Source organism: Pseudomonas sp. Irchel s3b2 (assembly GCF_900187445.1).
Taxonomy (GTDB): domain Bacteria; phylum Pseudomonadota; class Gammaproteobacteria; order Pseudomonadales; family Pseudomonadaceae; genus Aquipseudomonas.
In genome coordinates this window covers 320,671-332,749 of sequence record NZ_FYEB01000003.1, presented here as the reverse complement: position 1 = coordinate 332,749, position 12,079 = coordinate 320,671, and the positions used below count along the sequence as shown (strand labels likewise).

Here is a 12,079-nt window from a genome sequence, read left to right as displayed (position 1 = left end):
AACATCAGCCGTCCCGTTTCGGACTCAGGTATTCACCTTGTCCAGTTTTACCCGGTCCAGCGCCTGGTGAGTCAGGGTTTTTTCGAGGTCTTTGATGGCCGTGAACACCGCTTCGTCATCGGCGTCCTGAAATCGTAGCTTGAGGGCATCGAATTCCTGACGATGGGTATTTTCCAGATAGGTCATCCAGATCGGTTGCTCAAGGATCCGCTCGGTGAGCAACTCGCCTTCTTCCAACGCCAGTACACGCTGCCTGGCTGCTTCGATCATGTCCTTGCTCACGCCTGAAAGGGCACGGAACTGCATGCCCCGGGCTTGCCATGGCAAGTCCAGGCGTTCGGCGAGATCGGTCATGTAGGCGAGGTGGACTTCGACTTCGTCGATCGTTCCAGCCGGTGTGTCCGGGCGATAGAACTGCTCCCCGGCGCGCAGCCGCTCGGCGACTCGCTCCCGGGCGATCCGCCCCAGCTCATCCAGACGCGACTTGCCCCTGGCCAGCTCCAGCAGCTCGGCTTCCACCAACCCCGGATTCGCCAGGGCATAGGCCTCATGCACCAACACCTCGATGCCCATGGCATTGAACAGTTGAGTGCCGCCATCGACACAGTTGGTCGTGCTGGTCGCCTCGGCAAATATCTTCTCGCGCAATTCGGTGTTCTCGGCCATGGCTTCCATCATCCGCCAGACCTTGGCGGTGAGCGCAGCGCGATAACTCCGGTCCTCAGCCTTGAAGTCGAAGGATTCGGTCAGTCGCCTGATCTCATTGAAAAAGGGCACGGAACCGTGTTCGTCCTCGACACAATCCCAGGCCTGCGTTTTTTCATACCAGGCTTCGTCGGTCAGCCCTTCGCCCCATTCGGAACTGTCGAGCACACCACGCGCCGGATAGGGTCGGTCGGGATCAAGCCCGAGGGATTCGATGTACCTCTTCATGCGTTCAAGATTCTGCGGCGAGATCCACTCCGGTGACTGAGTGAAAAAGGTTCGCGCCAGCAATTCCGCTCGAAAGGAGCCCGGCGCCACTTGCGGTATTTCGGTGAGCACATTGAATTCAAGGTTCAGGTAAATACTGCGCGGACGCGGCTGACCAAAAAAACCGGTCGGCCAGGTATTCAGGTGGGTACGGTCAAGGGTCAATGCCTGCAACCTGGGCATGCGACTGATATCTGGCGGCAGCCGCAAAGGGTTGTTGCTCAAGCGCAGCAGGTGCAAGCGCGTCAAATCCCTGAGGCGTGCCACGCCCGTCTCAGTCAAACGGATGTGATTGTCGTTGAGCATCAGAGTGGTGAGCATCCGCAGGTTGCCAATCTCTGCTGGAAACTCGGTCAGGTAATTTCCGGCCATGTTCAACTGGCGCAGTTGCCGGAAGGGCCGCAGGAAACCCAGATGTTCACTGCGCATTCGGACATCGGCCAGACTGAGTTCGGTAACGTGATCAAAATTGGCCGTTAGTTCAGGCATTGTCTGTAAGAACCCGTCCATGGCAAGCCCGTCAAAATTCAGAGCCTGCGGTCGCACAATCCCGGGAGCGTCGACCCCCTTGGGGCCGGTGCGCTGCCAGCAGTGGCGGATTTTTTTATAGATGGCGTTTCTGACGTTCCACTCCGTCACACCTTCCGGGGTCAAACGCCAAGCATGAGTGGGTTCGTTGACCCAGCGGCGCAAGGCATCGTTGAGCTGGTCGAATTCGGCTTCCAGTCCAAGCAATCGTTGCCCGGCGGCGTCACCAAACCCATCCAGCATCGCCTGGACCTCGACATCACCGAATGCGGGATACAGCGACTGGAGGCGAACCCGCAGCAAATCCTCGTCCGTCAGGCGCTGACGATAGCCATGCATCCCTCCGCGCAGCTTCATCATCTGCGGATCGTAGGCAGGCTTGCGCACGGGGTTTTCCAGCAAGATCGGGGACAGTTGGTCGTGCGACAACGGCACCTTCTGGATCGCTTGTCGAAGTTGTGCGCCCTGATGGGTTTCGTAGCCCAGCGCTTTTCGCTCGGCATCCGGCAAGGCATGCAATAGCGCCGAGTACAGATCGTCCGCGCCATGCAGGTGCAGGCCCTCGGCGTCATAGGTTTCGTAGCGTCCATCCTCGCGCAGCACCACCACTTTGCGGATTGAGGCGTCTTCTGGCCCCACGCTGTCCAGCAAGGAGCCGGAAGACGAAAACTGACGCATCTCGATGCGCATATCCTTTGGCCATTGCGGCCAGCTTTCCAGGGTGTGCAGCACCAGTCGGTCGCTGTCGAGACTGTTCAGTTCGTCGAGATAAAGCCCCTCGTAAGCGCGACTCAGCCGGATGCCATGCGCCGACTGAGTCGCCAGCTCACGCAGACGCAATGGGAGTCTACCCTCGGACAGCTTCGCCAACTCTGCGGCACTGGCATCGTCCAGCAATGCGCGTGCGACACTGGTCGACAGAGCCGGGAGGTCGCGCTGAAGCAGGTTGATGCGCGAATCACTGGAAGCTTCCCGTGACGTGTACAACGAATCGAACACGGACTTTTTCCTGTCCTGTGCCTGACTGGCGATACGTCTTTGCAGTTCTGCAACACGCGCCGGCCTGTCTCTGGGCGTTTCACTCCCAAGGAAATCCTGCAGCTGCGATTCGCTGAGGGCTTCGACTATCCGTGTCGGCAGCCTGCCCCCGCGGATGTCTGCCCGTGTCAGATGAAGGGTTTCGTCAGCCGTGGTCTCTGCATTGCCGAAACTGATGGTCGGGCGGCCTACGGCTACATCAGCTTCCAGCACCAGGGCTTTGGAATCCGGCCAGCCGCGCAACCCGGTCACGAACCCCGTCACGTCCTCCGCCAGCTCCCCAGGAACCCGTCCGGCGAGGATTTGCGCGCTCAGCTTGTCGGCGTCAGCATAGGCCTTGAAGCGCTTCAGGGTATCCATGAGCAAGGGCGCCGGCGCTTCATTTTCCACATGCATGCGGCGCAGCACGCCTTCTTCGACACCGCTGACAAGGCGGGCTTGCTCCAGCACCTCGTCGCTGAGCCCGTCCACTGTCGGGCCGAGGCGCCGCAATAGCTTGCCAGTGTCCCATTCCATGGGTGCTTCGAACTCGGTGTGCCAGGCGCCGGCACCGTTGTGTTCGATGCGCAACTGATAGGCGTCCGGGCGCTGGGGATGTTGCAGGTGAGACTGTCCGGTGAGTGGATCCTCCCCAAGCACATAATGTTTGCCCTCGAGCGGCAGCACCTTGCGCCCCGCGTGTTCGATCACGCCGAAGTGATCGGGCGCTGCGGTTTCAGGTAACGTCAGGCGGTGCGCGTAAGGCGCAGGATCGGGCTTGATCAAGCGTGTTTTCCCGCTGGACAGTTCGACCGGTTCAAGGCTGTCGATAAGCGCTGACGGTTTGACCGGTGCTGGGCCTTTTGGCAACACGCCGCCAATGGACATCAGGGCCAGTTGCGCACCGTTGATCAGCACACTGTTGATGTGCGCCGCGCCCTCTTCGACGTCACCCTTGCCCCAATCCTCAATGCCCTCGACCAACTCCGACAGTAATTGTGCGGCCATCAGGCCCAACATGGCCGAATTCAACCCCGGCACCAGCATCGCGCCAAAAATAAACACATTCCAGGCAATGTTCAGATAGCCGCTCAGTCGCCTCCAGCGTGCGCTGGCGTCTTCATCATCGGTCGGCACCGCGATCAATCGGGCATCGGCAATGGCTTTGTCGCGTCGCTCAAGAAACAGGCGATCCCACAGATTGTCACTGATCAGGTGAGTGATGGGCTCCGCATCCGGATTCTCGACCGGCGTTTCACGCCACCAAGGGCCCATGTCGAGCGGTTCGCGCTGCTGCCAGGTGATGGTCTTGAGTCGTTCGTTGACCCGATTGAAAAAAATCGCCTTATCTTTTTGTGCGACAAAATGGCTGAAAAACGCCTGATAGTCGTTATCGCGCAACTGACCGATGAGCGCCTTCATGAAATCGGTGAACGAGTCGTACTCCTTGAGCGGATGATCCGGGTCATCCGGCACATAGGCGATCAAGTTTCCGACCAGTCGATTCTGGGTGTAGATTTCGTCCTTGCGCAGCATCTCTTCGGCCACACCCTTCGGGCCGTTGGCGAAAAAGGCCTTGAGCAAGCGAAAGGTCTCAAAGCCGCGAGGGACCGAGGACGTTACCCGTGCGGAGAAATCAAGCCATTGCTTGAGCGCATCGGGGGTCAGGCCATCGATGGAGTTCTTTATTGCTGTTGGTTCGGCCACGGCGCTGAACAACACAATGCCAGTCATCCGACAGCCCATCAGCGACAAGTGATGACTTTGCAACGGGCGGTCGTACCATTGGATATCGGTCTTGCCGTCGATCACCTCGCCGAGCTTTTCAAAACCGTACACACCGATATCGCCCTTGAGGTACGCCGTCATCGATGCCAGTTTGAGCGCCGCCTTGTCACTGGCGATCGAGCGTTCCTTGAGCAAGCGGCGGGCATTGGCGTCTACGGGGGCGAGCACTGACTTGATGTGGGTCTGATATTGCTTGCCGATGTCGAGCCGACGGCACAGCGCAGCAATTTTTTGCGGGGTGATGACTTTGATCTCGTGCAGGGTGCCACGAACGTCCTTGCGCAAGATGGCGGATCCGCTGCGAAACGCGTTATCGCGGGTTTCATCCTCCTCGAAGTTATGCAGGGCCGCTTCGAGCAGTGTGGAATGACGGATGGTACTGGCCTGGGTATCGATCACACCCAGGATATTGCTCGGTACATACAGGCGCAGTTGTAATTCGTTCGGATCGCCATGTTCATTGAAATTGGAGTACAGGAGGGTTTTGAGCAACGGTTCGGCAAAGGCCTTGATGTCGTGCTGCAAATCGCTGAGCAGTTCATCCAGTTGCCCTTGCAGGCGCCAACGCTCGTCGCTGAGCTCTTTTAGATAGTCACGATCCTGCGGCCGGGCCTTGAGATACCACTCAGGGAACGCCGGCTGCACCTCCAGCGCAGACAGGAGCCTGGCCCGTGGTGCCTCGGTGATCGCCTTGGGGATCAACGGCTTTATTCGCGGGTAGTGGACCCCTTTGTCGTCCCTTTTTGCCGGACTTGATGCGTTTGGATTGCTTCCTTGCAATTCAGGCATGTCTTGAACACCTTCAAACCAATGATTGGAGCCCTATGGTCATGCGCTGGCCCGGTGAACAAAAGCGCAAAAAGTTGTTGATTTGCGACGCAAAAAAGACTCCACGCAGTGAAAATCCAGAAGCTGAAAGTAACTATCTACCGCACCACACAATCCAGAATCTGCGTGCGTCATGAAGTGGTGTTCCATCCCAAAGGAGCTACTATGCCTAACGCTGTTTTGCATTTATCGCGCAGGAAAAACGGGTAATGGGTCTTTCGGATTTTATCGTGGCAAACGTTGGCCACGTGGTCGACGAGTGGGAGTCTTTCGCCCGAACCATTGCTCCGGAACCGGTTGCCATGGATAGAACGCTACTGCGCGACCATGCCAGGGCGATTCTGCTGGCCGCCGCCCGCGACATGACACTGCCCCAGACCGGCCGGGAGCAGGCCGCCAAGGCCAAGGGCGATGGTCCGGACAACAACCCGGCGCTGGATCAGGCCAGCGCCAGCCATGGTGAATTGCGCCACAATACCGGCTTCGATCTGGTGCAGATGACCGCCGAATTCCGCCATTTGCGTGCCTGTGTGATTCGTTTGTGGGTCAACAGCCTGACGACACCGGATCTGGCCCAGTTGCAGGAAATGATCCGTTTTAACGAAGCCATCGACGAAGCGCTGGCCGAATCCACGGCGGCCTATGCCGAACAGGTCAATCGCTCGCGGGACATCTTTCTCGCGATCCTCGGCCATGACCTGCGAGCACCGCTGCAAGCGGTGAGCATGTCCACCGAAATGCTGATGCGCAAAGCCACCCTTGAGGGTGACGCATTGACCTGTGCGCTCCACATCAAGCGTGGCACCCGCCACATGGCGGTAATGATTGGCGATTTGCTGGAGCTGGTCCGCAGTCGCCTGGGCAAGAGCCTGCCGATCGAACCAACGCCCATGGACCTGGCCGATGCGGCGCGTGAAGCGATTGCCCACGCCTGCGCCGCTCATCCGCTATGCGATCCGACATTGAGCGTCGAAGGCGATACCCAAGGTATGTGGGATGGCCGAAGGCTCGATCAGATGCTGCAGAACCTGATCGGCAATGCATTGCAACACGGCTCGAACAACAGCGCGGTCGAACTGACTCTCAAGGGCGAAGCTGACAGTGTTCGGCTCACGGTGCACAACGACGGTGCGCCGATTCCAGCCGAGGCGATCGGCACGATCTTCGATCCACTGGTACGCAGTGCCGACGAAGAGCTTGGCGGGCCGACCACCAGCCTTGGCCTGGGACTGTTCATCGTCAAGGAAGTGGTCAAGGCCCATCAAGGGACGATCGAAGTCAGTTCCAATGAGACGGATGGCACGTTGTTTACTGTGGTCCTTCCGCGTAAAGCCTGACGTCGCCGCCCTGCAGGAACGCCGCCTCCCTATCAGATGTGCTAGTACCCAGCGCCGAATACTGCGTGTAAAAGATGAATGGCCTGTTGAACGTCAGCCTGCGACGACCACGGAGGGCCACCTCATGACCCGCTTAAATATTGATGACTGCGACACCTTGCGCCAACAACGCGTCGTCTTGTTAGCTACCGACCATCAACATTCGGTAGTCGCCGAACTCGTTGCAGTACAAGCACATCCCATTGCTTATTCCGCCTATGGGTGTCAGTCCTCACAACAGGAGATTGCGACGCATCTGGGGTTTAACGGAGAACTACGCGAAACACCCGTTGGCTGGTATCTGCTGGGTAATGGGTACCGCGCTTACAACCCAATGTTGATGCGCTTTCATAGCCCGGACAGTTCAAGTCCATTTGGGGGAGGTGGGTTGAATGCGTATGCGTACTGCGAAGGAGAGCCGATAAATCATTCGGATCCGACGGGGCATGTCAGGCTCCCCAAATTTCTTACAGGATTGTCGGGCAGGTCTATAACCGGCGCACCCAGTACGTCTGACCTGAGACCCCTCATCCCTTCTACCGCCTCAGTTCCCGGCTCCAAGCCCATATCTGCGCGCGCCATCGAAACTCATAAGAGTGGAACGCCAAAGACTTTCATCAAAACAACTCGCGACTTTATCGATTACGGACCTCATAGAGACACGCCGCCACCAATTCCCTCCAAAAAACCAATACCCCCCCGTTTTAATGACACAGGTGGTCAGGTAGGCATCCTCAGCCCCAAACAGACCTTGGGTCAGAAAGCTCGGTACCGAGAGGTCTGGACAAGTGAACCGTTTCAATTTCCGCTCGATCCGGCTCCTGTTCCACCGACAAGAACGCTACCAGGTGGCGCCACACGTCACTACTTTGTCAGATACGATGCTCAGGGCAATCCCAGTCAGAGCAGTGTTGAAAAAATCACTGTGTCCGCACGAAGGGAGGCAATCAGAAATGCAGAGCCATAGGCGCTGTAGATCGGACGGATGGCAGTCGAACATCTACCCTCGCGAAGCACCGCTCCCAGTGGTGGGCGCGCTGATAGGGTGAGCAGGAACCTACTCCACCACCAGTCGCCCCAACCGCTGCTTGAGCATGCGGTTCTCGGCCCGCAGTTGCTGGACCTCTTCCAGCAGGTCCAGCGCCAGGGCGACGCCTTCCCATTCCAGCTCCAGATCGCGCCGCAGCTTGGCGGCGCGCTTGGCCAGTACCAGTTCATAATCGGTGAAGCGCCAATCCTTGGGCAGTGCTCCCTGAGGTTCGAGGATGCCGTGTTCGACGATCTCGATCACGTGCACGTCCGACAATTCGGTCGCCTCGCAGAATTCTGCCAGGTCCAGTAGAACGATCACGGGGTCGCTCATGATTGGCTACTCCTTATCTCGGAATCAAAAATTCTCTCGCGGATCGAAAGCGGCTTTTTTCGCCAGCTCCTCCCACAATTCTTTGACGTCATGGTCGAGTTTTTTCGGCATCACTGCCTTGAGCTGCACGAACAGGTAGCCACGGTGACCGGCCTTGTGCAGCAGGCCGTGGCCCTTGGCGCGCATGCGTTGGCCATTCTGGCTGCCGGCCGGAACCTTGAGGTTGATCTTGCCGGTCAGGGTCGGCACCGCGACTTCGGTCCCCAGCGCCAGCTCCCACGGGGCCAGCGGCAAGGTGATGATCAGGTTCTCGCCTTCGACGTCGAATTTGGGGTGCGGCGCAAAACGAATGGTCAGGTACAGGTCGCCATTGGCCCCGCCACCGATGCCCGGCGCTCCCTGACCCTTGAGGCGGATGCGCTCGCCGTCGGTCACGCCGGCGGGGATTTTCACGTTCAGGCTTTTGCTGGTGTTGCTGACATGTTGGCCGGCAGCATTGTAGTGCGGCACCTGGAAGCTGACCTTTTTCGATTCGGTCGAGAGGGTTTCTTCCAGAAAAACCGGTAATTCCATTTCCACGTCTTGCCCTCGACGCCCGGCGCTTCGGCCCGACCGCCCACCACCATCGAAACCCGGACCACGGTTGCCGAAAATCGAACTGAAGAAGTCCGAGAAATCGCCCGTGTCCTGACCACCGCCACCGAAACCACCGCGGCTCTGCCAACCCGGCGGGCCCTGAAAGGGCTGACCGTGGTGGCCGTATTTGCGCAAGTCGTCGTATTCGGCGCGCTTGTCGGCGCTTTTCAGCGCTTCATAGGCTTCCGAAGCGTCCTTGAATTTGGCCTCGGCGTCCTTTTCCTTGCTGACATCGGGGTGGTATTTGCGCGCCAGCTTTCGATAGGCGGCCTTGATCGCCTTATCGTCCGCGGTCGGCTCCACACCGAGAATCTTGTAATAGTCTTTGAAGTCCATCGAGGGAATCACCATCCATTATCGAAATCGCGCCGCTCGGCCCAGCATGCTCTTGTTTACAGCATCTGGATTGACCGATCTCAAAGTTGTGACCGGGCAGCGCATCAGAAGTTTATCGGCAGCAGGGCGCGGTTCTTGCAGTCGCCCCAGGGTACCAAAGCCTGTGCAGGGAAGTTTGGGGGTGATTGACCATCTTTCAAGCGCTAACCTCTGCGATTTAACGGATAGTCGGCCTTCGAATCTTCGCCGCGCTGACATACACTGCGCGGCCGTTTTTTAACCGGAACTTGAAAGACATGAAAAACGCATCTCCAGCCCGTGCCTGTGGTATCGACTTCGGCACGTCCAACTCCACCGTCGGCTGGCTGCGCCCCGGCATGGAAACGCTGATCGCGCTGGAGGACGACAAGATCACCCTGCCCTCGGTGGTCTTCTTCAATATGGAAGAACGCCGCCCGGTGTACGGCCGGCTGGCGCTGCACGAATACCTGGAAGGCTACGAAGGCAGGCTGATGCGCTCGCTCAAGAGCCTGCTGGGTTCCAAACTGATCAAGCACGACACCAGCGTTCTTGGTACGGCGATGCCGTTCAAGGACCTGCTCGGGCTGTTCATCAGCCAGCTCAAGAGCCGTGCCGAAGCTGCCGCCGGTCGAGAATTCGAAGAAGTGGTGCTGGGCCGTCCGGTGTTCTTTGTCGACGATGATCCGATGGCCGACAAGGAAGCAGAAGATACTTTGGCGGATGTGGCCCGCAAGATCGGTTTCAAGGAAGTCTCGTTCCAGTTCGAACCGATTGCCGCAGCGTTCGACTACGAGTCGACCATCGAAACGGAAGAGCTTGTCCTGATTGTGGACATCGGCGGTGGTACGTCTGACTTCTCTCTGGTGCGCCTGTCGCCTGAGCGCCGCAACCATGACAACCGTCACGACGACATCCTCGCCACCGGCGGCGTGCACATCGGCGGGACCGATTTCGACAAACAGCTTAGCCTGCAAGGCCTGATGCCGCTGTTCGGTTACGGCAGCCGGATGAAAAGTGGCGCCTACATGCCCACCAGCCATCACATGAACCTGGCGACCTGGCACACCATCAACTCGGTGTACTCACAGAAGTCGAGCCTGGCCTTGGGCAGCATGCGTTACGACATCGAAGACACCGGCGGCATCGATCGCCTGTTCAAGCTGATCGAGCAGCGCGCCGGGCACTGGTTGGCCATGGAAGTGGAAGAAACCAAGATTCAGCTGACCCACACCGACAGCCGCCATGTGCCGCTGGATCGTATCGAGCCGGGGTTGAGCGTGGAACTGAGCCGGGCACTGTTCGAGTCGGCCATCGACAACTTGCTGGAGCGGGTGCGCAATAGCGTGACCCAGTTGCTGAACGACGCCAACGTGCGGGTCGATCAGGTGAACACAGTATTCTTCACCGGTGGTTCGAGCGGGATTCCGGCGCTGCGCAACAGCGTCTCGGCCATGTTGCCGAATGCGCGGCACGTGGAAGGGAACATCTTCGGCAGCATCGGTAGCGGGCTGGCGATCGAGGCGGCGAAGCGTTACGGCACGATGGATTGACCTGAAACCCTGTAATGATCGTTCCCACGCTCTGCGTGGGAATGCCGCCATGGACGCTCTGCGTCCACTGTTGAGGCTGTGACGCGGAGCGTCACTGGATGCATTCCCACGCATAGCGTGGGAACGATCGGGCGGGGTTACACCATCCCCACCTGCTTCAACTCACTCTTCAGATACGCGTAATAAATCGGCCCCGCCACCACCCCCGGCAGGCCGAACGCGGCTTCGAACACCAGCATTGCCAGCAGCAACTCCCACGACTTGGCACTGATCTGCCCGCCGACGATGCGCGCGTTGAGGAAGTATTCGAGCTTGTGGATAACAATCAGGTAACCCAGCGCCGCCACCGCCACCCAGATCGACAGTGATAAACCGACGATGGTGATCAAGGTGTTCGAGATCAGGTTGCCGATCACCGGCAACAAGCCGAGCAGGAAGGTCAGCACGATCAGGGTTTTGGTCAGCGGCAGCTTGATCCCGAACATCGGCAGGACCACCGCGAGGAAAATCCCGGTGAAGAAGGTGTTGAGCAGGGAAATCTTGATCTGGGCAAAAACGATGTTGCGAAATGCCTGGACCAACAGGTGCAAACGATCGAACAGCGCCGCGGCCAAGGGCTTGCGTTTGGTCACGTCCGGCGCTCGCTGCAAGGCGATGATCGCTCCCAGCACCATGCCGATCAGCAGCGTCACGAACATGTGCGCCGCGTCCTTGCCCACCAGTTGCAAGTCACTGAGGTGCTTGCTCATCCACTGGCCGATGGCCACGCGAAACTCGGCGGCACTGGCCGGCAAATAAGCGTCGATGAACGGCGGCAACTGCCCGCGTGCGCGATCGACCACAACCATGAATTTATCGAGGGAAGCGCCGGGGTTTTCCGCCTCGTGCAGCAGAAAGCTGATCGCACCGGCAAAGATTAGAGCCAGCACGCTGACCACCAATGTCCCCAGCAACGCCACCGCCAGCCAGCGCGCACGGCGGCCTTCGATCAGCCGCTGCAATTGCGGCGTGAGCATGTTGACCAGTTCAAACACCAACAACCCGGCCAGCAGGCTGGGCAGCAATCGCAGAGGGAGCACCAGCAGCAAACCACCAAAAATGATGACCCAGCTGATAAGCAACAAGACCTGACGCTGAGAAAACGCTGACATACAGCCTCAAAACGAACGACGTAAAAGGATTGGCAGTCTGCCAGCGTTCTGGCGCCGAAGCGAGCAAACACGAACCTGTGGGAGCGAGCCTGCTCGCGATAGCGTCACCGCGGTCCTCCGTGATACTGAGTCGCCTGCATCGCGAGCAGGCTCGCTCCCGCAATGCTTATTTTTTCTTCAGGCATTCGCTCATGAAGGTTTTGCGCGCATCACCCGTGAGGGCCTGGGTGGTGGCGGTGGCGTTGCAGGTTTTCATCTTTTCTTGTTGAGGGGTCATGGGCTTGGCGGCATCGGCGGCCGGCGCGGCTTTGAGGCAGGTGCTCATGAAGGCTTTGCGCTCGTCGCCCTTGAGGCTTTTTGCGGTAGCGTCGGCATTGCAGGTGGTCATCTTGTTCTGTTGGGCAGTGGCGGCGAAACCTTGGGAGCAGAGCAGCAAACCGACCATCAACAACGGGGCACGCAACATCTTCATGGAGTGTTCTCCTTGTTGCCGCCCCGATGGGTGCGGCCTCG

Annotated in this window: 8 protein-coding genes; 3 read left to right on the top strand and 5 right to left on the bottom strand. The window is 58.7% G+C overall.

Annotated elements, in window-relative coordinates:
• Positions 1 to 24 precede the first annotated feature (24 nt).
• On the bottom strand, positions 25 to 5,094 hold the full coding sequence (locus CKW20_RS11010) for an NEL-type E3 ubiquitin ligase domain-containing protein (protein WP_095052925.1): 5,070 nt from the start codon (positions 5,092 to 5,094) through the stop codon (positions 25 to 27).
• Positions 5,095 to 5,342: 248 nt separating this feature from the next.
• Here CKW20_RS11010 and CKW20_RS11005 point away from each other — a divergent pair, with 248 nt between their 5' ends.
• Both CKW20_RS11005 and CKW20_RS11000 read left to right on the top strand, forming a co-directional pair.
• The gene (locus CKW20_RS11005) at positions 5,343 to 6,470 is read left to right on the top strand and encodes a sensor histidine kinase KdpD (protein ID WP_095052924.1); all 1,128 of its coding nucleotides are present in this window, start codon (positions 5,343 to 5,345) and stop codon (positions 6,468 to 6,470) included.
• A gap of 124 nt (positions 6,471 to 6,594) precedes the next feature.
• Positions 6,595 to 7,476 carry an RHS repeat-associated core domain-containing protein gene (locus CKW20_RS11000; RefSeq protein ID WP_256585018.1) on the top strand — a complete coding sequence of 294 codons (882 nt, stop codon included), beginning with the start codon at positions 6,595 to 6,597 and terminating at the stop codon, positions 7,474 to 7,476.
• 90 nt (positions 7,477 to 7,566) lie between these two features.
• On the opposite strand, the gene CKW20_RS10995 is transcribed toward CKW20_RS11000, so the two are convergent.
• Positions 7,567 to 7,872, bottom strand: a complete 306-nt coding sequence (locus tag CKW20_RS10995) for a chaperone modulator CbpM (RefSeq protein ID WP_095052922.1) — start codon at positions 7,870 to 7,872, stop codon at positions 7,567 to 7,569.
• 24 nt (positions 7,873 to 7,896) lie between these two features.
• Entirely contained in the window at positions 7,897 to 8,844 is a 948-nt protein-coding gene (locus CKW20_RS10990) for a DnaJ C-terminal domain-containing protein (protein ID WP_095053018.1), read from the bottom strand.
• Between the two features lie 296 nt (positions 8,845 to 9,140).
• Here CKW20_RS10990 and CKW20_RS10985 point away from each other — a divergent pair, with 296 nt between their 5' ends.
• Positions 9,141 to 10,415, top strand: coding sequence for an Hsp70 family protein (locus CKW20_RS10985; protein ID WP_095052921.1), 1,275 nt, complete (start codon positions 9,141 to 9,143; stop codon positions 10,413 to 10,415).
• A 137-nt stretch (positions 10,416 to 10,552) separates the two neighbouring features.
• Here the strand turns inward: CKW20_RS10985 and CKW20_RS10980 are convergent, their stop codons facing one another.
• Entirely contained in the window at positions 10,553 to 11,566 is a 1,014-nt protein-coding gene (locus CKW20_RS10980; protein WP_063341719.1) for an AI-2E family transporter, read from the bottom strand.
• 166 nt (positions 11,567 to 11,732) lie between these two features.
• On the bottom strand, positions 11,733 to 12,038 hold the full coding sequence (locus CKW20_RS10975; RefSeq protein ID WP_095052920.1) for a PsiF family protein: 306 nt from the start codon (positions 12,036 to 12,038) through the stop codon (positions 11,733 to 11,735).
• Between the last annotated feature and the right edge of the window lie 41 nt (positions 12,039 to 12,079).

Bases quoted from the DNA above. Each gene is read 5' to 3' on its own strand.
- CKW20_RS11010 (WP_095052925.1), bottom strand. From the start codon at position 5,094: ATGCCTGAATTGCAAGGAAGCAATCCAAACGCATCAAGTCCGGCAAAA.
- CKW20_RS11005 (WP_095052924.1), top strand. From the start codon at position 5,343: ATGGGTCTTTCGGATTTTATCGTGGCAAACGTTGGCCACGTGGTCGAC.
- CKW20_RS11000 (WP_256585018.1), top strand. From the start codon at position 6,595: ATGACCCGCTTAAATATTGATGACTGCGACACCTTGCGCCAACAACGC.
- CKW20_RS10995 (WP_095052922.1), bottom strand. From the start codon at position 7,872: ATGAGCGACCCCGTGATCGTTCTACTGGACCTGGCAGAATTCTGCGAG.
- CKW20_RS10990 (WP_095053018.1), bottom strand. From the start codon at position 8,844: ATGGACTTCAAAGACTATTACAAGATTCTCGGTGTGGAGCCGACCGCG.
- CKW20_RS10985 (WP_095052921.1), top strand. From the start codon at position 9,141: ATGAAAAACGCATCTCCAGCCCGTGCCTGTGGTATCGACTTCGGCACG.
- CKW20_RS10980 (WP_063341719.1), bottom strand. From the start codon at position 11,566: ATGTCAGCGTTTTCTCAGCGTCAGGTCTTGTTGCTTATCAGCTGGGTC.
- CKW20_RS10975 (WP_095052920.1), bottom strand. From the start codon at position 12,038: ATGAAGATGTTGCGTGCCCCGTTGTTGATGGTCGGTTTGCTGCTCTGC.